Below are 23,734 nucleotides of genomic sequence, written 5' to 3' on the forward strand. Positions count from 1 at the left end.
TCAGATTTTTCCCTCAAACTCGCCTGCGGGTAGCACCGGGACGGCGACCCCGACTGCCCGTGCATGTGCGCCGGCTGGCAGGCGGGGTTCGACTCGTACGGCGTACCCGCAGGCGAAGGTGCCGTTGGGCACCGCCCACCTGGTGCGGGCGGCGTTGCGGTCCGTGGCCGGCAAGGACCGCCGGGCGGTGGACGCAGACCTTGGCTCGATTTACCAGGCCGCGATGGCGCGGGAGGCGGGGATGGCGATGTCGAAGTCTGCTGAGGTGTGGGGCGGGCAATCCCCGACGATTGTGAAGTGGCGGCGTGTCGAGTGGGCGGACGTGGTGGCGATGTTCGAATAGCCCCGTGGCCCGAGTGCCCCTTTGTTGACGATTGATGGTAGACCGTCGAGCGGCACGCTGCCGCCCGGCGGTCACACGGATTAGATCAGGATGTTGTCGCCCGGACCGCCGTCTTCGATCGTGAGCCCGGAGCCGCGGATCAGGACGTCGTCGCCGAGGCCGCCGAGGAGCGTGGTGACGTTCGCCCCGCCGATCAGCACGTCGTTGCCGTCCCCGCCGTTGGCGACGAACGCGAGCGCCCCGGCCGTCAGTCCCGAGCCGAGGATCACGTCGTCCCCGGCGAGGGCGTTGACGATCAGGGTGTCGTTGTTCGTCTCCGTGCCCGTGACGGTGATCAGCGTCGACAGCCCCAGGACGCTGACGCCGGTCTCATCCCCGGAAACCACGACGTTGTCCTCCTCCGCCGTCCCGTCGATCGTGACAACGTCCGCTGCCCCGTCCGCTCCGCCGAGGTCCAGGTTCACCGCAGTCACGTTCGTCCCGGTCAGGTCGTGGACGTGGACTGCGTCCGCCCCACCCTTCGCCGACAGGTCGATGGCTTCGACGCCGTTGAGGTCCATCGTGATGTTGGCCACGTCGCGGGTGAACCGGACGCGGGAGCCGTTCGCGCTGACGTCGAACTTCTCGTTGATGTTCGCCCCGTTGAACACCAAGGCGTCCGTGCCGCCCTGGCCCTCGATGGTGTCGCTGCCGTCGCCCGGGTTCCAGGTGAACGTGTCGTCCCCGGCCCCGCCGAACAGCACGTCGTTGCCTGTTCCGCCGATGATCGTATCGCTGCCGTCGCTTCCGATGATCGTGTCCACCCCGGTGCCGCCGTTCAGGGTGAGCAACGCGGAGTCGGCCCGCAGGGACTGGGCGTTCAGCGTGTCGTCGCCGCCGAGGCCGTTGACCGTGAGCCGGTCGAGTGTCGGGTCCTGGTCGAAGACGGTGACCGTCGCCGCCAGGCCGGTGACCCGAAGGCCGCCGCCGTCGCCGCCGACGAAGATGGCGTCCGCCCCCTGGGTGCCGTTGACGGTGACCGTGTCGGCCTGCCCGTCCGGTCCGCCGTCCGGCCCCCGCAGGGCGAGTTCGATCGCCGTCAGGTCGGTGCCGGTCAGGTCGCCGACGGTGACGCTGTCGGCCCCGCCGGCCGTCCGCAGTTCGACACGCTCGATGTCGTTAAGGTCCATCACGACGTTGCCCACGTCGCGGGTCAGGAGCACGCGGCTACCATTCGCAGTGAAGTTGAAATTCTCGCCGACGTTGCTGCCGAAAAAGAGTAACTCGTCAGCGCCGCCTTGCCCCTCGACGGTATCGCTGCCGTCGCCCGGGTTCCACGTGGTCGCGTCGTCCCCTGCGCCGAGGAAGATCACGTCATTGCCCTGTCGCCCGTCGACGGTGTCGTCGCCGTCGCCACCGTACAGCACGTCGGCACCCTGACTGCCCTGGACGGTGTCGTCGCCGTCGCCGCCGTCGAGCGTCAGCCGGACCACCCCGGCCGGGAGGCTCGATGCGTCCAGGCCGTCGGCCCCGCCGAGGCCGTTCACGCGCAACGAATCGTTCGCCCCCTCGGCGTTGGCAATGTTCACCAGGGCCGGTAGCCCCGTGACGGACGCCGACGTGCCGGAGCCGAAGACGCGAATGTCGTCGCCAGCGGCGGTGCCGTCCAGAGTGACGGTGTCGGCTGCCGCGTCGGCGGCACCGAGGTTCAGATTCACGCCGGTCACGCCCGTCCCCGTCAGGTCGCCGACGTGGATCGAGTCGGCCCCGCCGAGGGCGGTCAGGTTGATGGTTTCGACGCCGTTCAGGTCCATCGTGATGTTGGCCACGTCGCGGGTGAACCGGACGCGGGAGCCGTTCGCGCTGACGTCGAACTTCTCGTTGATGTTCGCCCCGTTGAAGGCGAGCGTGTCGGCCCCGCCCTGGCCTTCGATGACGTCGCTGCCGTCGCCCGGATTCCAGGTGAATGTGTCGTCCCCGGCCCCGCCGAGCAGCACGTCGGTCCCCCGGCCGCCGACGATGGTGTCGTTGCCGTCGCCGCCGCGGAGGACATCGCTACCGTCGCCGCCGATGATGGTGTCGTTGCCCGCACCGCCGTCCACGGTCAGCGCGACGAGCGCGGCCAAGCCGTTCGAGCCGGTGAACGTGTCATCCCCGCCGTTCATCTTCACCGTCAGATTCTCGACGGTGCCGATGTCCAGGCTGGACGGGGTCAGCGAGACGCTGTCGAACCGGACGCGGGTCCCGTTCGGGGTCGTGGTGAACTGCTCGGCGTCGTTCCCGCCGTTCACCACGACGGTGTCGGCGCCGGCACCGCCCTCGACCGTGTCGGTCCCGTCGCCTTGGTCCCAGGTCATGGAATCGTCGCCGGCTTCGCCGAAGACTTGATCGTTCCCGCTGCCGCCGGTCAGGGTGTCGTTCCCGGCCCCGCCGAACAGGAGGTCGTTCCCGCCCTTGCCCTGGAGTACGTCGTTGCCGGCCTGGCCGAACAACTGGTCGTCGCCGCTGCCGCCGATGAGCGTGTCGTTGCCGTCCCCGCCGAAGAGTTGCGCCTTCGGCAGCGTGCCCTTGCCCTCGTCAAGCGTGATCGTGTCGTTCCCGCCCCGGCCGAAGACGCTGATCTGCACGGTGTTCGTCACCGTCGGCGTGCCGCCGAGGACGTGGACGGCCCCGCCGTTCACCAGGAGATCGCCGGCCGCGTTACGGCTCACGCTGATGGCGTTGTCGGCAGCATCGCCAAAAACGGTGAGTGCGCCGGACGCATACGTCGCCGTGACCGTCGGCACAATCCGGTCGGCGAGTGGTTCGAGGGCCAGGAAGGAACGAAATTTTGTCGGCGTCTTGTGGGCCGTGCGGGTCCGGGTGCGGGAGGCCGTTTGTTTCAGCAGGCGATACAACGAGTAGGAAGCCACGGATCAGGTCCTGTTAATTGGGGCACGTCGATGGCCGCCCCCCTCGGGCGGCCGACACGCGACCGGAGATGGGGTGGTAATCACCGTCTGTCGCCGTGGCCCTTCACCCGCCCAGTGAAAATTCCGCCATCCGCACCGGCCGTCGATCGGGAATGAGCCGCCGTCGGGTGGTGTACACACGGGAGGGGTCGGTTGATGTCGTCGGAGGAGTCCGTCACCCATTGGCTGACCCAGCTTCGGGACGGGGATGGGGAGGCCGCCCAGCAGTTGTGGGAACGGTACTTCCGTCGGCTCGTCGGCTTGGCCCGCGTGCGGCTTCAGAGCCACCCGCGGCGTGCGGCCGACGAGGAAGACGTCGCCCTCAGCGTCTTCTGCAACTTGTGCGATGGGGCAACGCGGGGCCGTTTCCCCCGGCTCGACGACCGCGATGACCTGTGGCGGTTGCTCGTGACGCTAACCGAGCGTAAGGCTATCAACCTGGCCCGCGACGAGCGGCGGCTAAAGCGCGGCGGCGGGGCCGTGCTGACCGGGGACGCGCTGACCCGGCCCGGCGAGTCCACCGCGGGCGGGTTCGACCAGGTCCCCGGCCGGGAGCCGACGCCAGAGTTCGCCGCCGAGATGGCCGAGGAGTATCAGCGGTTGTTGACCCGACTCGACGACCCGGGGCTGCGGTCCATCGCAGTCTGGCGGATGGAGGGCGAGAGCGTCGGCGAGATCGCCGCACGCCTGGGGTGCGCGGTGACGACCGTCGAGCGACGGTTGCGACTCATCCGCCAACTCTGGGAGAGTGAGGGCGGCGAGTGAACGGCCCGGCTCCCGACACGCGACCCGACTTGCCCCCGGAACTGGCCCGGCAAGTGGACCAGATTTGCTGCCGGTTCGAGGCCGAATGGAAGGCGGTTCGTCGAGGCGACCCGCCGCCGCGGTTGGAAACCTTCCTCGCCGGCGGCCCCGTTCCCGCCCGCCCGGTCCTCCTTCGGGAGTTGCTGCTCGTCGAGGTCCACCATCGCCGGTCGGTCGGCGACGAGCCGCGGGTTAACGAGTACGGCGACCGCTTTCCCGATCTGGACACGGGCTGGCTGGCGGACCACCTCGGTGCCCCGGACACGCGATCGCTCCCGACGGTCGCCCCGGTGCAACTGCCCGCTTTCCTCGACGCGATTCGTGACAACGGGATTCTTGACCCGTCGCAAACCGTGACGGCGGTGGAAGAGGCCGGCCACGCCCGCCAGGTCACGGACCTGGCCGACCGGCTCGTGAATCGCGGGTGGCTGACGGCCTTCCAGGCTCAGCGCCTCCTGGCCGGGCGGCCGCACGAACTTGTCCTCGGCGAGTACGTTCTGCTCGAACCCCTCGGCACTGGTGGTATGGGCTTGGTGTTCAAGGCCCGGCACCGGATCATGAACCGCGTCGTGGCCGTCAAGCGGATTCGCCCGGAGGCGGCGGACGACCCAACCGCTCTTCGCCGTTTCCGTGCGGAAATCCAGGCCGCCGCCCACCTCAGTCACCCGAACGTCGTCGTCGTTCACGACGCCCAGGAGGCGAGCGGGGAGCTTTTTCTCGTCATGGAGCTGTGCGAGGGGGTGACGCTCCACGACTTGGTGAAACAACGCGGGCCGCTCCCCCCGGCGGAAGCCTGCGAGTACGCCCGGCAGGCGTGCCTGGGGTTGCAACATGCGTTCGAGCGGGGGCTTGTCCACCGCGATCTCAAGCCGCGGAATTTGATCCGCTGCGGGAAGACGTTGAAGATTCTGGACTTCGGCCTGGCCCGGTTGCGCCAAGGGCCGGCAGCCGGCTCGTCGACGACGGAAGGGACGATCGTCGGCACCGCCGATTACATGGCCCCCGAGCAGGCCGACGGCCGCGCCGACGTCCGGAGCGATCTGTACTCGCTCGGGTGCACGCTCTACTTCCTGCTAGCCGGCCGGCCGCCGTTTCCTGGCGGTGAAATCCTGGACAAGTGCGTCCGCCACCGGATCGAGGAACCGGAATCGCTGGCCCGGCTCCGGCCGGACGTCCCCCGCCGCGTCCGAGAGATCGTCTCACGGCTGATGGCGAAGGACCCGGCGGATCGATTCCAGACGCCGGCCGAAGCCTCTGCCGAGCTGGCGGCGGTCAGTCATCGCGACATTCCGGTGATTTCGCCACTGCTCGATTCAGCCCCGGTTCTCGATGCGCCGCCGACGCGACCCGCCCGGAAACGGAGGACGCCCGTTCGATTCGGAATTCTCCTGGCAGTCGTGGCGATCGGCCTGACGTCGTACCTGGTCATCCGGTCCGGTCCGTTGCGGGAAGGCCCGTCGCCGGCCCAACCGCCCGCGTCGCCGCTGGCCTGGAAGAAGTCGAAGACGCTCTCCCTCCCGATCGAACACGCGGGAGCATACGGGCTGGCGTTCTCCTCCGACGGTCGGCTGCTCGCGGGCGCGTGCGGGAACCATGAAACGGCGGGGCCGACGCCCGCGGGGCGATTGTGCCTGTGGGAAGTCGCGGAAGGGCGGCTGGTGCTCGATCGAGAGTTACCGGCCGGGCCGGGCGCGTGCGTGGCGTTCTCGCCGGACGGGCAGCGGCTGGCCTGGGCGACGGGTTACTGGGGCCACGAGGTGCCCGGAAAGCTGACGCTCTGGGACGTCGCCGGGCGTGCGGACATTTGCGATGTCGAAGCGCACGCTCAGGGCGTCTGCGCGCTCGCCTTTCAGCCGCGGAGCGATCTCCTCGTGACCAGCGGCTACGAGGGGAAGGTGTTCCTCTGGGACGCCCGGTCGGGTCAACCGTTGGGCGAACTGACCGACGCCCGGATCGCCGTCTTCGCCCTCGCGTTCACCCTCGATGGGAAGTATCTCGTCGTCGGGGCGGATGACGGTTCCGTCAACGTGTGGGAACTGGCAACGCGGACGCGGGTGCAAACCCTTTCGGCGGCGACCGGAAAGCCGGTCCGGGGGCTGGCCTACCTGTCGGACGGCGAGACGCTCCTGGCGGTTACGAAGCAGGGCGAAGCGCCGCCGGCAAATCTGCTCGCCTGGCGGCGGGGGGACGCGCTCCCGACGGTATCGCTGGGCGACACCAACGCCTACAGCCTGGCCCTCTCGCCGGACCGGGCGACCGCCCTCGTCGGCTGTCGCGACAACGCGGCCCGGCTGTTCCAGGGCCAGACGCGGCGGGCGTTGCAAACCCTGACGGCGGATCAGACCTTCTATAGTCTGGCGTTTTCGCCCACGGGACAACTCCTGGCCACGAGCGCCGGGTTGGACCGTCCGGTCCAACTCTGGGAGCCGGACTAAACCCGAGGGCAGTGGCCACTGCCCCCTCGCCCCGATCGTCAGCGCCGCCGAGGTCGGGTCGCGCGGGAACCTCCGGGTGGATCGCAGTACGTGGCCGGGATGACGGGGAAAGCAGAGATCATTCGACGAAGCGGCTTCGCTCAGCGATCCCCCGCCCGCCCCCGTCAGTCCGCATTCGCTGGGCGGACGGGGAGGGGGAACGACGGGCGAATCCCAACCCAGTCGTTGCGGCGGGCCACCGACAACCGGCGGCGGTGAAACGCCCGCAGCGTCTCGGGACCTGCCCGCTTGAACGCCCCGCCGCGGACGGCCGCGTGGAGAGGTTGGCCCACGTGGAGTAGTGCGACGGTCGGTCGCGGCGGGGGCCGTTCGCCCGGGCGGTCCGCGTCACCCGGCTGACACCATGTCGACACGTTGCCCGCCATCTGCTCGCAGCCGTATGGGCTCCGGGAGCGGGTGTACTGGCCGACCGCGACAGTCTCGCGACTGCCGAAGTGGGCGACGCCGCGCCGCGCGGGTTTGGCGTCTCCCCACGGGTACGTCCGCCCGTCGGGACCTCGGGCGGCTTTCTCCCACTGGAACTCGCCGGGCACGCTCAGGCCGGCCCACGCGCAGTACGCCAGGGCGTCCCGGTATGACACGTACACCACCGGGTCGTCGAGCAGTTCTTTCGGAGGAGTGCGGCCGATCCAGTGTTCCAAGAACGCGCCGTTCGCGTACCCGTCAGTACCCACGGCCGCGTCGCCATCGGCCGGCGGCGTGTACCCTGTGGCCGCCAGGAACCGGGCAAACTGCGTGTTCGTGACCGGGTGGCGGGCCAGGGAGAAGCCGGTCATCTCGGCGGGCACCCTGTCCGGCCCAATCATGCACCGGCCCGGGGGAATCCAAACCATTTCCGAGCCGTCGATCGGATTCACCCAGGTCAGGTTGGGCTCGCGGCCGGGGTCGAACACGCCGCACGGTTCCACCAGACCGGCGTCCAGGGCGTAGTCGAGAACGGCGTAAAAGTCGGCATGACCCAGGGCGGCGGTGATGAGCCGCCAGGCTTCCCCGCCGAGGGCGGTGGGCGGAGGGGCGGTCAGCAGGCGTTCCAACGCGACCAGCGTCGGGGCCGACGGCAAGGCGGGGTCGTTCGAGTCGCTCACGGCTTGTCCTCCCCGCCGCCCGGTGGGTCCAATAACTCCGCCACCTGGCGGACGAGGTCGGCCCCCTCGGTTGAGCGAACCATGTGGAGGTAGCTGGCGAACCCGCGAAGGTACTGGGAGAAACGCGGGTCGCCGCGGGCTTCCGTTACAACGCCGTTTCGCCGACAGTTATGGAGGACGGCCCGGAAGGCCCGCCGCTGCTCGCGGGTCGGCCGCACGCCGTCGTTGACGACCAGGCCCGTCACGAGTTGCCGCTGGCTGCGGCGGATCACCCGGAACTTGTCGGCGTTCATGACGAAGCCTTCCTGCTGGCAGACCTGATCGACCCACCACCGGAACCGTCCGAGGTCTATACCCGTCGCGGCGAACGAGAAGGTCAGGTCGTCGGCGTACCGCGTGTAAACCCCGCCGAGTTTCCGGGCCAGCCCGCCCAGTCGCGCGTCCAGGTGGCGACAAATCAGGTTGCTCACGGCCGGCGAGGTCGGCGCGCCCTGCGGGGCGTGGGCCTTCCCCCACGCCCGCGGGTCCGGCGTGTAGCTGCACAATCGGGCGAGAACGGGGGCCACCGAGGCCGACTCGTCGGCGGTGGCAATTTTTGCGGTGCCGACCGAGTACCCCATGCGGGCGAACAGCCCGATCATCCGGTAGGAGTGGATCGTCGGGAAGAAGTCCTTCAAGTCGAACTTCACCACCACCGCGGCCCCGACGTGGGCGGCGGCGTTCGACACGATCGACCGGCCGGGGACGAACCCGTGGGCCGCGTCGGCGAGCGGGACGCCGCTTAAAATCCGTTCGTGAATCCGCCGCTGCACCCACTTCAGTTGCGGCTTCGGGGCGCAGATCACCCGCTCCCCGCCGCCGCGCTTCGGGACCGTGAACCGCGTGTACGGGCCGTCATCCTTGTCGCTGGCCAACAGGAAGTAGCCGAGTTGTTTCGCCGAGCGGATGCCGAGCAACTCGCGGAGCTGCCGCAGGTTCGCGAGGGGCGGGACGCTGTTCGCTTCTTGCACCGCCGTGCCGACCTTGTGCCGGCTCAGATCGACTTCCACGGTCCCCTTCCGCCATCCGGCCGGCGACCACGCACCATCTTTCGTGGCCGGCAGGGCGACCTCGTGGATCGCACCCGTTTCGATCACCCGGCCGACGGCCCGCCGAATGGCCGGGTCGGCGTCCTTGGCCCACCGCCGACAGAGTTGGGCCAAGGCCCCGGGTGTGAGGTGGCGTACGACCAAGTTGAGGAAGGCCAATTTCGCCGGGCGGTTTTGCCGCTGGTGGACGGCCTCGAACAATTGCCAGACCTGGCCGGCGATGCCGTTCACCGCCGCCTCGTAGGCGGCGAACGGTTGGGCGTGCGCGAGGTGGCCCTGGATTTCTGTTAACAGGCCGGCCGTGACGAGCGGCTTGTCGCGGTTGTCGGCCAACGCCGCGGCCAGTGCCGACAGCGTGGCGTTCAGTTTTTCGTCCACGACGGCGTTTGCGGGCAGTGCGTGGAGCAGCCACGTCGGGGTGTCGGTCATGTCGGGTTCGCCCTGGCGGGTCGCGTCGGCCCGTGGATAATAGTGGCACGATACCCAGCCCGTCCCCGAGATGCAACGGCCGATGCGCGTTCCCGACGATCATCCCCTCAACGTCACGCGGGCGTTCCGAACGGCGGGTGCCGCTCTGGCAGCCGTCGAGGCCGCCCGCGAGCACGGGGGCGCGGAAGTCCTGGACGGGTTGTTTGAGTTGGCCGTAGCCGAAACGAACGCGGCGGTCGTGGTCGCGACTCTGCGGGCGCTGGCGGAGCGGGACACCCCGTTGAGCCGCGTGGCCGTCCGACGCGCGGCCGGCAGTCGGTTCGCGCTTGCCCGCCAGTTCGCGATCCACGCGATGGATCGGCTCGACGACCGCGAACTCGATTCGGCCGTCGTGAAACTGTTAACGACCGACCCGTCCTGGGTCAACCGCCGAGCGGCGCTGACGGCATTGGCCGCGGTTGGCAGAGAACGACGGTGGGAAATTCTGCGGACCGCCGACGACCCACACTGGCGGGTGCGGCACGCCCTCGGCCGAGTGTTGACCGCGTGGGGAGCGTCGGAAACGGACCAGCAAGAAATCAACTGTCGGTTGGCGATCGAGCAGTTCGAGGAGGGCATCAACCGCACACGCCGCGACGCCTTGCTTGCCTACTTGACCTACCGGTGGACCGGCCGCGAACCGGGCGACGGGACCGCCTTCGGCGCGCCGGACCCCTTCGCGGTCTGCCCGTTTTGGGACTGGGACGCGGCGGTCCTGGCGGTGAGGCTCAAGCGGATGACCGCGGCCGAACGCGCGGCCCACGTCAACGCGATGCCGTTCCTGGCCGGACACGAGGACGGTCGCGTGTGGAAGTCGGCGGTGAGTGCCATCCGAGAGCACGGCGAGTCGCACCACTACCGAGCCGTCCTCGCGCTGCGGGCCGACCCGCGGAATGGGGCGGAACCGGCGATCGAGAGGCTGCTCGACGGACTGGACGAGGAGCGGAAGCACGAGCTAACGACCGGGCCGTTCGGCCGGCGATCGGTTGGCGAACGGGAACCTCTGGAAGCGATCGCCGGTTCGCCCTTCCAACGGGCCGCGGCTCTGACGCCGACAACTGCCGCGGGGATCGTGGCCGAGCCGACATCGGAAACGTCGTGGCACGTCATTGAAGCGGCCGGCCGGCTGGCGAAGGTTCCCATCTGGGAAGTCGAACCGCTGAACCCTTGGACGCCGCCGACGGTTGCCAAGCCTTCGCTCCCACCCCTGGTCGCGCCGCTGGGTGCGGGTGTGGCGACGACTCTGGTGGGGCCGGACCGAATCGCCGTGTCCCGCGTCGGCGTTTCGGGCCACTACCTGCTGCCGGTGGAAGGGTTCGTCGAGGCCGCGGCCGCCGGAGTGAACTGGTTTTTTTGGGAGCCGAACTACGCCACCCTCACGGCGTTCAGTTCTCGGCTGTCAGCTTCCGACCGGCGACCGTTCCACTTCGTCGCGGGAACCTTCGAGGCCGACGGCCGTCGCATCCGCGCCGACGTCGAGCGGGCCTTGAGGGAACTCCGGGTCGAACGCCTGGGCATCTTCTTCCTGTTCTGGGTGCAGTCGTGGGACCGACTTACCGACGACGTGCGGGACACGTCGGCCGCGTTGCGGGCCGAAGGAAAGATCGCAGCCGTCGGACTGTCGTCGCACCGCCGCCCGTTGCTGGTTCGCGCGATGGCCGACGGGTGGGACGTGGTCATGGCCCGGCACAGTGCCGCCCACCGCGGCGCGGAGACGGAGCTATTCCCGGCCGTTCCGCCGGGCACGACCCTTATCACGTTTAACAACCTGTGCTACGGCCGTCTCCTGGAACCGACGCACGGCCTGACGCCCCCGACCGCCGCCGACTGCTATCGGTACACGCTGAGTTTCCCGCAAGTCGCCGCCTGTTGGTCGGCTCCGGCGACCGTGGAGCAGTTGCGAGACAATCTCGCCGCCCTCCGCGAACCGGAACTCGACCCGGGCCGACGAGATGACCTCCGCGCGTTCGGGGCGAAACTGTACCAACACGAGAAGGTGTTCGAGCGACTGGTGCGAATGCTATGAAATCGAGCGGAGAGGAATGCCTTGCCCGCGCAGGTACTTACCTCCCGTCATGACCCCCTCGGGCGTGCTTGACCTGTCAAGACGGCCGAGGGGGCGGAAGTGCTCGGCACTTCCGACTGTGTGTCCGGGAACCCGGACTCGTCCACGGCGTATCGCCGCAGTCAACGCTACCTCCGGCGCGGGCAAGGCACGGATACTATACCCCCTATCCCCGGCTCGGTCAGCGCTCTTTCGCCCGGTTCGGCTATGATTCCTGCATGACCACGGCCGCCCGTCTCGACGCGACCGATGAACTGGCCTGGTTTGTCGGCGAGTTCGCGAAGTCGCCCGGCGCCTACCTCCACGGCAACTCGCTCGGGCTGCTGTGCCACGCCGCCGAAGCCAGCCTCCGTGACGCCGGGGAAGCTCGGCACAGCGTCGGGATCGTGCCCCCACGCGAGGCAGGGCGTCGCGGCGGGCACGGTCACGTTCACCTACCCCGGCGCGGCGAAGTTGTCGCGGGCTCTCCGCCTCCGCGGCGTCGTTCCGGACTTCCGCCCGCCGGACATGATCCTGGCGGACGCCGCCCACCACGAACTCCCGGACGCCGATGCCCCCGTCACCTGACCGCCGCGTGTTGGACATCTCCCGCCCCGTGGGGGCCGACACGGCGGTCTGGCCCGGGGACGTGCCCTTCACCTTCGACCTGGCGGGGCGGAAGGCGGCCGGGGCGAGCGCGAACGTCGGCGCGATCTCGGGCAGTGTCCACACGGCGACGCACTGCGACGCGCCGTTCCACTTCGACGACGCGGGCGAAACGGTCGATCGCCTACGACCGGAACTGTTCCTCGGGCCGGCGTGGGTGGTGGACGTCCGCGGGGCCAGCGCGTGGCAACCGCGGGTGGAAGCTCTCGGCTTCTCGGCCACGCCGCGGGTTCTGTTCCGGACGGGCGGGTGGCCGGACACCGCACGATTCCCGGCAGCGATCCCGGTGATGGAGCCGACGCTGCCCGGATGGCTGGCGGCCCGCGGGGTCTTCTTGATCGGCGTGGACGTGCCGTCGGTAGACGCCCTCGACTCGGAGGCGTTGGACAACCACCACGCCCTCGGCCGGGCGGGAATCTTGATCGTGGAAGGGCTGTGGCTGGACGACGTTCCACCGGGCCGGTATGAGTTCGCCGGCCTGCCGCTGAAACTCGTCGGGGCGGACGCCTCGCCGCTCCGAGCGGTCCTGGTCTCCCCGGCGTAGGCGGGGCGAGAGAGCCCCACCTTCTAGCTCTCGCCTCTCGGCCGTCGCTCGCCGAAATTGGCGCACGATTCCCCACCACCGAAGGGTGCCAGGCTCTACATGATCCGCCTCTACATCATCCGGGCTGTCCTGATCGCCGCGGTCGCGAGCACGTGCTACTGGCTGGGTGGGGAGTGCAGCCTTGGGCTGGCGATCCTGATCTGGGCCGGGGTGACGACTGGGGCGTGCGCCCTCGGCGCGGCCCTCCTCCGCACGAGCCGGGTCGGCGAGATCACGTGGCGGAACCGGGCGGCCGGCTACCTGATCCCGTGGGGCTGGCGGTTGAGCCGGGGCCGCCTGTGGGTCGCCGCGGTCTTCTCGTGGGTAACCTGGATGGCCGTCGGCGGCGCGGCATTCGCGATGCGGCCGGGAGCAATGACGGAGCCGTCAACCACCGGAGTTCGGGCCGCCCTTTTCGCGGCATGGGTGATCGACGCGGCGGCACTAGTGTACGTCCTCGGGACGATCTGGCAGGCCACGCCAGGCAGTCGGGTCCGGTCGCTCTGGAAGCTCGTAACGGTCATCACCGCCGTGCTCGGGGCGAGTGTTGGCCTCTACGTCACCGGCCGGCCGACCGAGGCATTAATGTTCGGTGGCGGACCGCCGCTGGCGGTGGGCGGGGGCATGGGGCTGTTCGTGCTGACGGTTCTCATCTTCGGCCGGAATACCCGTTGGAATTGATCGCACTCGCCGGAGTAGCTCAGTGGCTGGGAGACGGAGGAAGTAGCTATCCGGCTGTTTACCCCGGGTACAGTTAACCCGAGACTCCGAGAGTTTTGTAGCGAGTGTCTCGGGGTGCGAGACGAACCCAAGCGTTTCGCCTCGCACGCTCGATTGCGGTTTGCGAACTCGAGACTCTGGCCGCGACATCGATAAATGTGCGAAAGATTTGGAAACAAGTTGGGGAAATGTGGACGGCCGAGAGCGGGTGTTCTCGGCCGGTTCCGTTAACCCGCCGGTCCAAACTTCTGCGACCGGCCTGACGAACTCCCGGGACAACAGGTTTCGAACTTTCAGGCGTGACTCTTCTTTCTGGCCATCCGAGAACGGCTTGTTTTCTGGGATTTTGTCGCTTCAGAAGATGGGTCGCGTCCGAAGACTACTCCTGCACGAATCCTACCCGGTGTCCGAGTAGAACAGATTCCCAACTCAAATGTCTCGGCTATGTTAAGAGCTAGCGGAAAAAACCTTGCGATACGTGCCCGTCGGAGGGAGGATGGTGTCCACCTCCACGGGTCACGATGATGCGCCTGTCCTCGCTTGCCCGGCAGTTGCCGGAGTCCGTCTGGGCGATCTTCGAGCCGATCCTGCCACCCGTCGTCTAGTCGGGTGAGGGCCGGCCGCCGGCCAGCAACCACGCCTGCCTGCACGGCCTGATGTATGTGCTCATCACCGGCATCGGGTGGGAGTTCGTGCCCCCTGGCTTCCCATGCGGCAAGGCCATCAAGACCCGGCCCGACCGATGGCTGGCCATCGACGCTTTCCGCACGGCCTGGCAGCCGTTGGCCGACCGGTATCAGGACCTGCACGGCATCAACTGGGACCAGGTGCTCATCGACGGCTCCAAGAGGCCGTCAAAAAGGGGCACCTTGACCGGCCCGAACCCGGCCGATCGGACCAAGTCCGGGACTGCCATCCACCTGGCGACTGGCGGCCGCGGGCTGCCGCTCGGGGCGGTGGTGGCGGCGGCCAACGTCAACGACGGCATGCAAACGCGGGCCGTCGTTGACGACTTTGTCATCCGCCCGCGGCGGACCGGCCGAACGCCGACCCGGCCCCCGGGACCTACCCCGCGTTCGCGGGGACGGCGGGTACGGGAGCGGGCCGGCCCGGGTGCGGGCCGCGGCGGCCGGCTTCCGCATGATCGCCCCGCGGCCGGGCCCCGCCGGCCGCGGGCGGGCAGGTGCGGTCCGGGGTCGAGAGAGGGCACGCGATGCTCGCCCCGTTTGGCCGCGTCGGCCGCCGGTTCGACCGGGACGGCCAGCGATACCTCGGGTGGGTTCAACTTGCCTCCGTCCCTAATCTTCTTGCGACATCAGGCGAATGGTTTTTTCCGTTAGCTCTTAAAGCGAAATGACCTCGATCATTCACTGGCCCGAACCGAACCACCAAGTGTGGCCTCCTTTACAATAGATGTCTCGTGACACCTGTCCGTTCTTGGCCTTAACATGGGGACAACCGTGAGTCTGCATGACGAACTCAAAGCTCGGGTCATCGCCGCCGTCAGGGGCGGAGACGGGTTGACCCGCGACACTCTGCGGACCATCTTGGGGGAGGCCCAGACCGAGGCCGTCCGTCGCACGGGGGAGGTCACCGACGAGATCGTCCTCGGCGTCGTCCGGAAGACGGTGGCCGGCCTGAAGGAGACCATTCCGCTGGCCAAACAGGCCGGCCGTGACACGGCCCCGCGCGAGGTCGAACTCGCCCTGCTCGAATCCCTCCTCCCGAAAGCGTGGGACCGGGAGGCGATCGCGGCCGCATTGGCTCCGTTGCGGGACGAACTCCGGGCCGCCAAGAACGACGGGCAGGCCATGGGGGTGGCGATGAAGGCCCTCAAGGCCCGAGGCGCGACGACCGGCCCGGACGACGTGAAGGCGGTTGTTGCCGCCGTTCGGGCCTGAGCAAGCGAGCGGCGGATCGGCGCACAATGCTCGAACGCCGCTGCAAACAGTTGTTGGTGCGCGACCCCGTTGATTTCGTGCAGGAAGGACCTGTGCGATCCGGCCCCCCCCCCCTGCGCCTCCCTTTCGGTAGCGGACCGGCTACCCTATTCTCAACGCCCGGGAGGCATGTCGCGTGTATCCGTTTCTCCACAAACTCGAGATCGACAGCCCGATCATTCAGGCTCCGATGGCCGGAGTTTCGACGCCGGACATGGCCGCTGCCGTGTCAAATGCCGGCGGCCTGGGCTCCATTGGCGTTGGAGCGGTCGATGCCGAAACGGCCCGGCAGATGATCCGCGCCGTCCGGGCGAAGACCGACCGGTCCTTCCTCGTGAACGTCTTCTGCCACGCCCCGGCGACGGCCGACCCAGCCCGCGAAGCCGCCTGGATCAGTCGCCTGGCCCCGGAATTCGGCCGCTACCGGGCTCCGCCCCCGGCCGGGCTGCGAGAAATCTACACCAGTTTCGTTGCGGACGATGCGATGCAGGCGGTTCTCGTGGCCGAGCGGCCGCGGGTCGTCAGCTTCCACTTCGGCCTGCCCGGTCGGGATCGGATCGACGCCCTGCGCGCGGCCGGGTGCGTCCTCGTGGCCACCGCCACGAACGTCGAGGAAGGACGTGCGGCGGCCGCGGCCGGGATCGACGCCGTCGTCGCGCAAGGGTACGAGGCGGGCGGACACCGAGGAGTGTTCTACCCGGCCGCACCGGACGACCGGCTCGGAACGATCGCTCTGACGCGGTTGCTGGTAAAAGCGCTCGACCTGCCCGTAATCGCGGCCGGCGGCATCATGGACGGGGCCGGAGTCGCCGCAGCATTAATGCTCGGTGCGGCTGCCGCTCAGCTCGGTACGGCGTTTATCGCCTGCCCGGAGTCGTCGGCCGACGCCGGCTTTCGGGCCGCCCTCCTTGGCCCCGCCGCCGGACACACGGTGATGACGGCGGCGATTTCGGGCCGGCCCGCCCGCTGCCTCGCCAACCGCTTCACGGCACTGGGGGCGGACGCCGCAACGGGAACCGTGCCGGATTATCCGATCGCGTACGACGCGGGAAAGGCGCTGCATGCCGCCGCGAAGGCGGCGGGCGAGTTCGGGTACGGGGCACAGTGGGCCGGGCAGGGAGCCCCGCTCGCCCGTGCGCTCCCCGCGGCCGAACTGGTCGCCTGTCTCCGACGCGAGATGGACGAAGCGTTGGCCCAACAATCACGGAGTTGACTTCTCTGCGAACTGTCGGCGGTATTCGGGCGTGGGCAGTCCGCCGACGCCCCAGTTCTCCAACTCCACTTCTTCGATCACCACGAACGTCAGAGCGGGCGGCTTGTTCAGCACGTTCACCAACAGGTCCGTGGCTCCCTTGATGAGCGCCGCTTTCTGTTCCGGCGTCGTCCCCTCGCGGGTGATCTGAATGGTCACGATCGGCATCGAAGTCTCTCCGGAATGAGTTCGGGGTTACCAGTGGCCGGCGTGCGCCCCGCCGTCCACGTGCAGCGTTTCGCCGGTCACGAACTTGGCCGACTCTAGGTACAGAACCGCGTCGACCACCTCCTGAACCGTGCCCATCCGCCCCGTCGGGTGCAACCCGGCGAGGAAGGCGTGCGTCTCGGGCTTGTGCATCGGCGTCTCGATGACGCCCGGGGCCACGGCGTTGACGCGGATGCCCTTGTCCGCGTACTCGATCGCTAGCGACCGCGTGACCGCGTCGAGACCGCCCTTGGTCAAGGACGCGAGCGCCGACGGGACACCCTTCACCGGCTGGCCTACGAGCGTCGTCGTGATGCTCACGACGTGCCCGCCGCCCTGCGCGAGCATCTGGCGGACGGCGCCCTGCGTGACGTAGAAGAACCCGGCCAGGTTCAGGGACGTCTTCCGCGCGAAGTCCTCCGCCGTGTACTCGGTGAACGGCTTGGCGATGAACATGCCGGCGTTATTGACCAGGGTGTCCACCCGCCCGAATTTTGCGACCGCCTCGGCGATCACCCGCTGAGCGACGGCCGGGTCGGCGATGTCGCCGGGGACGGCGAGAACCTCCGTCGCAGCGTCCGGCTGGATGGACCGCGAGTTGGCCACGACCCGGTAGCCGCGGTCGAGGTACCCCCGCACGAGTCCGGCACCGATGCCTTGAGATGCGCCGGTGATTACGGCGACTTTCCGTTCGGCATTCATGACACACCTCCGAAGGTGAAAGTGAGAGGGCCGGACCGCTGCGAGCGGGCCGGCCGTTCTGGTTTAGACGAGGTTGATCGTAACGTCGATGTTGCCCCGAGTGGCCTTGGAATAGGGGCAAATCTGGTGGGCGGCGTCTAGGACCTTCCGTGCGACCTCAGGATCCAGCCCCGGCAGGCTGACGTTGAGCCGTGCGCGGAGGACGTATCCGCCGTCGTTCGTGCCGAGGTCCACCTCCGCGTCAATCGCCCGGTCGGCGGGCAGTGTGATCTTCAGTTGGCTGGCCGCCACGTTCATCGCTCCGATGAAGCAGGCCGACCAACCGGCCGCGAACAGTTGTTCCGGGTTGGTCCCGGTCCCGATCGCGCCCGGCGACGACAATTTTACTTCCAGGCGGCCGTCCGAACTGCGGGCTGCGCCGTCCCGGCCGCCAGTGGCGTGGGTCTTGGCCGTGTACAACACTTTGTCGATTTGAGTCGCCATGACATTCTCCGTTCAAGTTGAGGAATGGTTCTTGGTTGAATAAGCGTTCGGGCCGGACACTCGCTTACGCTACAGCGCCCTGCATTACACCTGGGCCATGCCGCCATCGACGAACAGGTCGATCCCGGTCACGAATTAGGTCTGTCGCCGGCCGGTGATGTAGTTCGGTACTCCGAAATCGAGAGACGCAAACAAGAGCGAGCCGCCGACGTGACGGCCCGCAGGAAGCGGAGCCTTACGCTGCGAGGCGAGCCGTCGTCACCTTCTGAGCGTGCCGGGTGGACATGCGAATCTTCAAGACCTGGAACGTGACGCCGATCACGAACGCGGCCAGTAGGGCAATACGGACCGGAATCAGCGCCGGGTCAGCGGGGCTGGAGGCGAACGGCTTGCCGGTCGGGAACCGCTTGAGCGTTTCGGTGGTGAGGAAGACCCACAACAGCAGGTAACTGGCCGACAGGGCGACTGTCTGGGTGTACCCGGCCTTCCGCCAGTTGCCCCGCAGGGTGAGCGTGCCGATCGCCAGAAGGGCGAGCGTGAGAAGACCGAGCGCCTGGCCGGGGGTGAACCCGATGGTCAGGATGAATCCGAATCCGGTAACCGTGCCTGCGAGCATCGTGCCGACGTACCACCGGCCGAGTCGGGTCTTCGGATCGATCGCCCCGCGCCGGGCGTAGGCGGCCAGGCCGAGGCCGACGGGCAGGACGCTGATGATCGTGTGCAGAAGGGTGAAGACGGTCATGGCTCTCTCCAAGCTATCGGTTGCACATTGCAACTGACTGGATATACTGAAGGTGTGGTCGCATCTTGCAACTTGATTGCGGGTTTTTGGAGGGGGTCATGAAACGCACGAGTTTCGCAGGGGACACGTGCCCGGTGGCGCGGGCGGTGGACGTGGTCGGGGATTGGTGGTCGCTCTTGATCGTCCGCGACGCCTTCATCGGGCGGCGGCGATTCGGCGAATTCGAGAAGGGCCTGGGGGTGGCGAAGAACATCCTGACGGACCGACTTCGGAAGTTGGTCGCGGCCGGGGTGCTGGAGACGATCCCCGCGGCGGACGGGAGCGCTTACAAGGAGTACGCGCTGACCAATCGCGGCCGCGGCCTGTTGCCGGTCGTGGTGGCCCTCGGGCAGTGGGCGGCGTGCGAGGACTCCGGGTTCGCGCTGGTCGATGCCAAGAAAGGGAAGCCGGCCCGCCTGGAGTTTCGCTCGGAGGACGGACGGAAACTCGATCCGAACGACGTGCGGCTGGTCCCGCCGGCCGCGGACTAAACGGTCCTGGCGTTCCTCGGCGGCCGTGCGGGTCTCGATATCTCTGTTCGAACAATCACGGACCGACTGAAATCGGCTGGCCATCGGAGAGGCTTGCGGACGGCGTCGCGATCAATTCGGTCCCGGTGAAATCGACCCACGCGGTCGTGCCGGATCGCTTGAAGCGGAGGACCTGCGTTGTCTGAGCGTCGCCGCGGGCCAGTTGCACACCGACGCGGACCGCCTTGCCATCCTCGACGAGGTAAACCACCGCCTCGTCGTTCGCCTTGCCGACGGCTGCGGCCGGCAGCGACCAGTCGGGGGGCACGTCGGCCGTCAGCCGGACTTTCGCGTACGTACCGGGGCGAACCTTCCCCTCGGGGTTCGGCAGGTCCACCTCGACGCGGAGCGTTCGCGAGCCGGGGTCGAGCGACCAGGACGTCCGCGTGACCTTCCCCGTGCCGCCTGGGGACAAGCCTTGCAGCGCGAGCTTCACGTCTTGCCCGGCCGTCACCAGCCCGGCGTCGGCTTCGGGCACCTGGAACACGACCCGCACCGGGTCGATGCGGGCGACGGCGAACAGGCTGTGCTTGCCGTCGGCGGCGGTGAAGTCGCCGGCGCTCACGGCCCGCCGCGTGACGATGCCGTCGAACGGAGCCTTCAGGCGGGTGTACCCGCGGAGGGCGTCCACCCGCCGCACGTCAGCTTTCGCCACGTCGAGCCTGGCCTCGGCGGTCGTCACGTCGGCGATGGCTTTCTCGGCGTCGGCCTGCGCCTTCGCGACCGCCGCGTCGGCTGACGTGACCTTCGCATCGGCCTCGGCTTTACCTGCCTCGGCCGCCTTGAACTGGTTCACCGTCTCGTCGCGGGTCTGGGCGTCGATAACGCCGCCGGTGACGAGCTTCGCGGCCCGCGTCGCCTCGGACTGCCATCGGTCGTAGAGGGCTTGCGCCCGCGTCAGGCCGGCCTTCGCCTCCGCCACCTGGGCTTTCGCGGCCGTCACCCCGGCGGTCGCGGCGGCGTGGGCCTTCGTCGCCTGCTGCACCTCGGCCGCGTACTGCCGGGCGGTCGCCTCCTTCTGCTTGAACTCTTCCTCCAACTCCGGCACCGACAACTCGGCGAGAATCTGGTCCTTCTTCACGCGGCTGCCGATGTCGATTAGGCGGTCGTGTTCGGAATGAGATGCCTTGTCCGGGTCGGCCGAGAGCGCGCGGACGTAGCCGGGGATTTTGGCGAACAGCGTCACTTCCTCGAACGCCTGCACCGTCCCGGGCTGTTCGACGACGCGCTGCACGGTCTTCCGTTGCGGCTTCACCACGGTGACGACCGGCGCCGTGGCGGGCACGGGGGCCGTCGCGGTGGGTGTTGAGCGATTGCAACCGCCGGCGACTGCGAGTGACGCGAGCAGAAGAAATTTACGCATCGCGCGTCTCCGGGGTGTAGTGGCGGCTGGCCGGGTCGAACGGGTCGAGCGACGGCGACGCGGTGGACGCGCGGCCCATCACCAGGGCGAACACCGCCGGCAGGACCAGCAGCGTCGCGCACGTCGAAGCGAGGAGGCCGCCGATCACGGCCCGGCCGAGCGGGGCGGTCTGGTCGCCACCGTCCCCGAGGCCGAGGGCCAGCGGCAGCATCCCGGCGATCATCGCGCAACTCGTCATGAGGACCGCCCGCGCCCGCGTGCGGGCCCCGTCGGTAGCGGCATCGCGGGCGGTCCGGCCGGCCAGGCGGGACCGCTCGGCGAACGTCACGAACAGGATCGCGTTCGCCGTCGCCACGCCGACGGCCATGATCGCGCCGAGGAACGATTGCAGGTTGAGTGTGGACCCCGTCGCGAACAAGGCCAGCGCCGCGCCGGCGAGGACGGCGGGGACCGACGCGACCGCGACGAGCGCCAGCCGAAGGGACTGGAAGTAGGCGGTCAGAAGCAAGGCGATGACGGCGACGGCGACGGCAAGGCCGAACGTCAGGCCGCGGAACAACTCGTTGAACGGCGTCACCTGGCCGCGGACATCGACCGCGATGCCCTTCGGAACTTCGCCCGCGGCCGAAATCGCGCCCGCCACGTCGGCGGCCACGCCGCCCAGGTCGCGCCCCTGGACGTTCGCGGTGAGGGTGACGACCCGCTTCATGTTGTACCGATCGTATTCGCCCGGCATGGCCCCTTCCTTGACCGCCCCCACGTCGCGGACCAGCACGCGGTCCGAGCCGGTGCCGAGGACGGGGATGAGTTCCAAATCCTGCGGCGAAGTGATGAGCGTGTACGGCACCTCGACCTGCACCTGGTAGCCGATGCCGCTGGCCGGGTCCCGCCAGTAGTTCGGCACCGTGAACCGGCTCGACGACGTGAACGGCGTGACCGCGCGGGCCACGTCGGCGGCCGTGCCGCCGGTCGCGGCGAGGCGCTCCCGGTCCACCACGACTTCGACCGTCGGGTAGTCGAGCGGCTGCGAGTATTGCAGGTCTTTCAGGCCGGCGACCTTCTCCAACTCCGCGCGAATCTTCTCCGCATACGCCCGACTCGCGGCCACGTTCGCCCCGGCGATTTGCACCTCGATGGGCGTCGGCGAGCCGAAGCTCATCACTTCGTTCACGATGTCGGCCGGCTCGAACGAAAGCCGAATCTCGGCGGCCCGCTTCTTCGCCACGTCGGCCGGCACGCCCTCGGTCGCCCACTTCGCGGCGGTCCACGCTTCCAGGTGGGCGGGCAGTTTCTCGCGAAGCCGGGCCTTCAGTTCGTCAACGCGGACGGACCCCGGCTTGAGCGAAACGCGGATCGCCGACTCGTGCGGGCCGCCCATCCAGAGGTAGACGGCGTTGATCGGATAGCTCGACGGCACGACGCCCACGTAGCCGAGCGAGATCGCCACGTCGCCGCCCGACGCGCGCACCTCGTCGCCGACGAACCGGAGCGCTTCCTGCGTGATCGCCTCGGTCTGCTCGATGCGCGTGCCGGTCGGCGCACGGAGGCGGAGTTGGAATTGCCCGGCGTCCACTTGCGGGAAAATCTCCGTGCCGAGCCGCGGGCCGAGGACGAGCACGACGACCGCCATGAGGCCGAGGTACGCGGGCACGAGCAGCCACCGGCTCGCGGTGATCGCGGCCAAGAACCGCGAGTACGAGCCCGCTTCCGTCGGTGCCGGGTGATGGCGCTTCTTCAGCAGCAACACGCAGAGGACCGGGACGAACGTGCTGGAGAGCACGTAGCTCGCGACCATCGCGAAGCCGACGGCCAGCGAGAGCGGCAGGAACAGGCCGCGGGCCGCCCCTTCCATCACGAACGACGGGATGAACACGGCTAGCACGCACAGCATCGCGAGCAGCCGCGGCACGGCCGTTTCCTGGTTCCCGCGGCGGACGGCGAGCGCGACGGAATAGGTCTGTTCGAGCTGCCGGTGGATGTTCTCGACCTCGACCGTCGCCTCGTCCACGAGAATGCCGACGGCCAGCGCGAGGCCGCCGAGCGTCATCAGGTTGATCGTCTGGCCGGTCAGCCAGAGGGCGACGAGCGCCGCCACCAGCGCGAACGGGATGTTCAGCACGACGACGATGACGCTCCGCCAGTCGCGGAGGAACAGCAGCACCATCAGGCCGACGAGCGCCGCGGCAATCAGGCCCTCGACGGCGACGCCCTTCATCGAGTTCGTCACGTAGGGCGACTGGTCGAACTCGAAGCTCACCTTGATGTCGTCCGGCAGTTCGGCCTGCATCTTCGGCAGGTTCGCCCGGACGTTGGCGACCACGTCGAGTGTCGAGGCGTTCGCCCGCTTCGTCACCAGGATGTAGACCGCCCGCTTGCCGTTCACCAGGGCGTACCCGGTCGGGATGTCGCTGGCGTCGTCGATCAACGGCCGGGCGGTCACGGGGTCGCGCTTCACCACGTCGCGGAGGAGGACGCCGGGCTTGACCTCGATCGTGCCGAGGTCGGCGGGCTGCACGACCATCGCGTTCGTCGGCACTAATGGCATCCGCGTCGCGTCCCGAATCTGGCCCGACGGGGCGATGGTGTTGCCCTCTGTGAGCTTCTTGACCACGTCGTCGGCGGAGAGGCCGTAGGCGCGAAGGCGGTCGGGGTCGGCCCGGACGACGACGGTGCGCTGACTGCCGCCGAACGGTGGCGGGGCGGAGACGCCCTCGATGGCCGCGAACATCGGCCGCACCTTGAACAGCGCCTGGTCCTGAATCTGACCGATGGTCTTCGACTCGCTCGACATCACGAGGTAGCCGACCGGCACGCTGCCGGTGTCGAACCGCATGATGAACGGATTCACCGTCCCCGGCGGCATGAACGCCCGGCTGCGGTTCACGTACCCGACCGTCTCGCCCATCGCCTGGGCCATGTCGGTGCCGGGGTGGAAGAAGAGCTTCATCAGGGACATGCCCTGGACGTTCTTCGATTCGACGTGGTGGATGCCGCCGATGTAGAGGAAGTGGTACTCGTAGTAGTTGGCGATCAGCCCTTCCATCTGCTGCGGGTCCATCCCGCCGTAGGGCTGGGCGACGTAGATGACGGGCAGGTTCAGGGCCGGGAAGATGTCCACCTTCATCCGCGTATAGGCGAGAACACCGGCGAACACCGTTCCGAGAACGAACGCGAGGACCGTAACCGGGCGGCGCAGGGCGGTGGCGATCGGGTTCATCGCGAGGTCCGACGGGTGGAGGGGCACTGTTGA

General features: G+C 68.6%; 20 protein-coding genes. 11 read left to right on the top strand and 9 right to left on the bottom strand.

The annotated features are described in order from the left end of the window. The first annotated feature begins 4 nt into the window (after positions 1-4). Positions 5-343: a transposase gene (locus PX52LOC_RS43330; protein WP_261368415.1), complete on the top strand. Its 339-nt coding sequence runs from the start codon at positions 5-7 to the stop codon at positions 341-343. Positions 344-423: 80 nt separating this feature from the next. On the opposite strand, the gene PX52LOC_RS16330 is transcribed toward PX52LOC_RS43330, so the two are convergent. Beyond that, a complete protein-coding gene (locus tag PX52LOC_RS16330; protein ID WP_390637545.1) occupies positions 424-3,108 on the bottom strand; it encodes a beta strand repeat-containing protein in 2,685 nt (894 codons plus the stop codon). A gap of 321 nt (positions 3,109-3,429) precedes the next feature. Here PX52LOC_RS16330 and PX52LOC_RS16335 point away from each other — a divergent pair, with 321 nt between their 5' ends. Next, complete coding sequence (locus PX52LOC_RS16335; RefSeq protein WP_149111111.1) at positions 3,430-4,038, top strand: ECF-type sigma factor; 609 nt, start codon at positions 3,430-3,432, stop codon at positions 4,036-4,038. Next, complete coding sequence (locus tag PX52LOC_RS16340; RefSeq protein ID WP_149111112.1) at positions 4,035-6,512, top strand: WD40 repeat domain-containing serine/threonine protein kinase; 2,478 nt, start codon at positions 4,035-4,037, stop codon at positions 6,510-6,512. The genes PX52LOC_RS16335 and PX52LOC_RS16340 overlap by 4 nt, the downstream gene beginning before the upstream one ends. Before the next feature lie 164 nt (positions 6,513-6,676). On the opposite strand, the gene PX52LOC_RS16345 is transcribed toward PX52LOC_RS16340, so the two are convergent. Next, positions 6,677-7,657, bottom strand: a complete 981-nt coding sequence (locus PX52LOC_RS16345) for a formylglycine-generating enzyme family protein (RefSeq protein WP_149111113.1) — start codon at positions 7,655-7,657, stop codon at positions 6,677-6,679. Next, the gene (locus tag PX52LOC_RS16350; RefSeq protein WP_149111114.1) at positions 7,654-9,174 is read right to left on the bottom strand and encodes a reverse transcriptase family protein; all 1,521 of its coding nucleotides are present in this window, start codon (positions 9,172-9,174) and stop codon (positions 7,654-7,656) included. Before PX52LOC_RS16350 ends, PX52LOC_RS16345 begins: the two co-directional genes overlap by 4 nt. Positions 9,175-9,256: 82 nt before the next feature. On the opposite strand from PX52LOC_RS16350, the gene PX52LOC_RS16355 reads away from it, so the two are divergent. The 7 genes from PX52LOC_RS16355 (at position 9,257) to PX52LOC_RS16385 (ending at position 16,379) form a co-directional block, all read left to right on the top strand. Continuing rightward, positions 9,257-11,239, top strand: a complete 1,983-nt coding sequence (locus tag PX52LOC_RS16355) for a HEAT repeat domain-containing protein (RefSeq protein WP_168219035.1) — start codon at positions 9,257-9,259, stop codon at positions 11,237-11,239. Positions 11,240-11,629: 390 nt separating this feature from the next. Further along, positions 11,630-11,845, top strand: coding sequence for a hypothetical protein (locus tag PX52LOC_RS16360; RefSeq protein ID WP_149111116.1), 216 nt, complete (start codon positions 11,630-11,632; stop codon positions 11,843-11,845). Further along, on the top strand, positions 11,829-12,467 hold the full coding sequence (locus PX52LOC_RS16365) for a cyclase family protein (protein WP_149111117.1): 639 nt from the start codon (positions 11,829-11,831) through the stop codon (positions 12,465-12,467). The genes PX52LOC_RS16360 and PX52LOC_RS16365 overlap by 17 nt, the downstream gene beginning before the upstream one ends. Positions 12,468-12,566: 99 nt before the next feature. Next, a complete protein-coding gene (locus PX52LOC_RS16370; RefSeq protein WP_149111118.1) occupies positions 12,567-13,187 on the top strand; it encodes a hypothetical protein in 621 nt (206 codons plus the stop codon). Positions 13,188-13,882: 695 nt separating this feature from the next. Then, the gene (locus PX52LOC_RS16375) at positions 13,883-14,566 is read left to right on the top strand and encodes a transposase (protein ID WP_149111119.1); all 684 of its coding nucleotides are present in this window, start codon (positions 13,883-13,885) and stop codon (positions 14,564-14,566) included. A 120-nt stretch (positions 14,567-14,686) separates the two neighbouring features. Then, the gene (locus PX52LOC_RS16380) at positions 14,687-15,127 is read left to right on the top strand and encodes a GatB/YqeY domain-containing protein (RefSeq protein WP_168219036.1); all 441 of its coding nucleotides are present in this window, start codon (positions 14,687-14,689) and stop codon (positions 15,125-15,127) included. Positions 15,128-15,302: 175 nt separating this feature from the next. After that, the gene (locus PX52LOC_RS16385) at positions 15,303-16,379 is read left to right on the top strand and encodes an NAD(P)H-dependent flavin oxidoreductase (protein WP_149111121.1); all 1,077 of its coding nucleotides are present in this window, start codon (positions 15,303-15,305) and stop codon (positions 16,377-16,379) included. On the opposite strand, the gene PX52LOC_RS16390 is transcribed toward PX52LOC_RS16385, so the two are convergent. The 4 genes from PX52LOC_RS16390 to PX52LOC_RS16405 all read right to left on the bottom strand — a co-directional run bounded on the left by PX52LOC_RS16390 (position 16,368) and on the right by PX52LOC_RS16405 (position 18,552). After that, on the bottom strand, positions 16,368-16,586 hold the full coding sequence (locus PX52LOC_RS16390; protein WP_149111122.1) for a tautomerase family protein: 219 nt from the start codon (positions 16,584-16,586) through the stop codon (positions 16,368-16,370). The genes PX52LOC_RS16385 and PX52LOC_RS16390 overlap by 12 nt on opposite strands. 27 nt (positions 16,587-16,613) lie before the next feature. Further along, positions 16,614-17,327, bottom strand: a complete 714-nt coding sequence (locus tag PX52LOC_RS16395) for an SDR family NAD(P)-dependent oxidoreductase (protein ID WP_149111123.1) — start codon at positions 17,325-17,327, stop codon at positions 16,614-16,616. Positions 17,328-17,390: 63 nt separating this feature from the next. After that, positions 17,391-17,810, bottom strand: coding sequence for an organic hydroperoxide resistance protein (locus PX52LOC_RS16400; protein ID WP_149111124.1), 420 nt, complete (start codon positions 17,808-17,810; stop codon positions 17,391-17,393). A 235-nt stretch (positions 17,811-18,045) separates the two neighbouring features. Further along, positions 18,046-18,552 carry a hypothetical protein gene (locus PX52LOC_RS16405; protein ID WP_149111125.1) on the bottom strand — a complete coding sequence of 169 codons (507 nt, stop codon included), beginning with the start codon at positions 18,550-18,552 and terminating at the stop codon, positions 18,046-18,048. A 98-nt stretch (positions 18,553-18,650) separates the two neighbouring features. Here PX52LOC_RS16405 and PX52LOC_RS16410 point away from each other — a divergent pair, with 98 nt between their 5' ends. Then, the gene (locus PX52LOC_RS16410; protein WP_149111126.1) at positions 18,651-19,082 is read left to right on the top strand and encodes a winged helix-turn-helix transcriptional regulator; all 432 of its coding nucleotides are present in this window, start codon (positions 18,651-18,653) and stop codon (positions 19,080-19,082) included. Positions 19,083-19,137: 55 nt separating this feature from the next. Here PX52LOC_RS16410 and PX52LOC_RS16415 read toward each other — a convergent pair whose 3' ends face one another. Together PX52LOC_RS16415 and PX52LOC_RS16420 are read right to left on the bottom strand one after the other, a co-directional pair. Continuing rightward, positions 19,138-20,484 (bottom strand): efflux RND transporter periplasmic adaptor subunit, encoded by a 1,347-nt coding sequence (locus PX52LOC_RS16415; RefSeq protein ID WP_149111127.1) that lies wholly within the window; start codon positions 20,482-20,484, stop codon positions 19,138-19,140. After that, a complete protein-coding gene (locus PX52LOC_RS16420; protein WP_149111128.1) occupies positions 20,477-23,701 on the bottom strand; it encodes an efflux RND transporter permease subunit in 3,225 nt (1,074 codons plus the stop codon). The genes PX52LOC_RS16415 and PX52LOC_RS16420 overlap by 8 nt, the downstream gene beginning before the upstream one ends. Between the last annotated feature and the right edge of the window lie 33 nt (positions 23,702-23,734).

Source organism: Limnoglobus roseus (assembly GCF_008254045.1).
In the GTDB taxonomy this organism is placed as follows: Bacteria; Planctomycetota; Planctomycetia; order Gemmatales; family Gemmataceae; genus Limnoglobus; species Limnoglobus roseus.

Bases quoted from the DNA above. Each gene is read 5' to 3' on its own strand.
- PX52LOC_RS16400 (WP_149111124.1), bottom strand. From the start codon at position 17,810: ATGGCGACTCAAATCGACAAAGTGTTGTACACGGCCAAGACCCACGCC.
- PX52LOC_RS16395 (WP_149111123.1), bottom strand. From the start codon at position 17,327: ATGAATGCCGAACGGAAAGTCGCCGTAATCACCGGCGCATCTCAAGGC.
- PX52LOC_RS16350 (WP_149111114.1), bottom strand. From the start codon at position 9,174: ATGACCGACACCCCGACGTGGCTGCTCCACGCACTGCCCGCAAACGCC.
- PX52LOC_RS16410 (WP_149111126.1), top strand. From the start codon at position 18,651: ATGAAACGCACGAGTTTCGCAGGGGACACGTGCCCGGTGGCGCGGGCG.
- PX52LOC_RS16365 (WP_149111117.1), top strand. From the start codon at position 11,829: ATGCCCCCGTCACCTGACCGCCGCGTGTTGGACATCTCCCGCCCCGTG.
- PX52LOC_RS16370 (WP_149111118.1), top strand. From the start codon at position 12,567: ATGATCCGCCTCTACATCATCCGGGCTGTCCTGATCGCCGCGGTCGCG.
- PX52LOC_RS16375 (WP_149111119.1), top strand. From the start codon at position 13,883: ATGTATGTGCTCATCACCGGCATCGGGTGGGAGTTCGTGCCCCCTGGC.
- PX52LOC_RS16415 (WP_149111127.1), bottom strand. From the start codon at position 20,484: ATGCGTAAATTTCTTCTGCTCGCGTCACTCGCAGTCGCCGGCGGTTGC.
- PX52LOC_RS16405 (WP_149111125.1), bottom strand. From the start codon at position 18,552: ATGACCGTCTTCACCCTTCTGCACACGATCATCAGCGTCCTGCCCGTC.
- PX52LOC_RS16335 (WP_149111111.1), top strand. From the start codon at position 3,430: ATGTCGTCGGAGGAGTCCGTCACCCATTGGCTGACCCAGCTTCGGGAC.
- PX52LOC_RS16390 (WP_149111122.1), bottom strand. From the start codon at position 16,586: ATGCCGATCGTGACCATTCAGATCACCCGCGAGGGGACGACGCCGGAA.
- PX52LOC_RS16355 (WP_168219035.1), top strand. From the start codon at position 9,257: ATGCGCGTTCCCGACGATCATCCCCTCAACGTCACGCGGGCGTTCCGA.
- PX52LOC_RS16420 (WP_149111128.1), bottom strand. From the start codon at position 23,701: ATGAACCCGATCGCCACCGCCCTGCGCCGCCCGGTTACGGTCCTCGCG.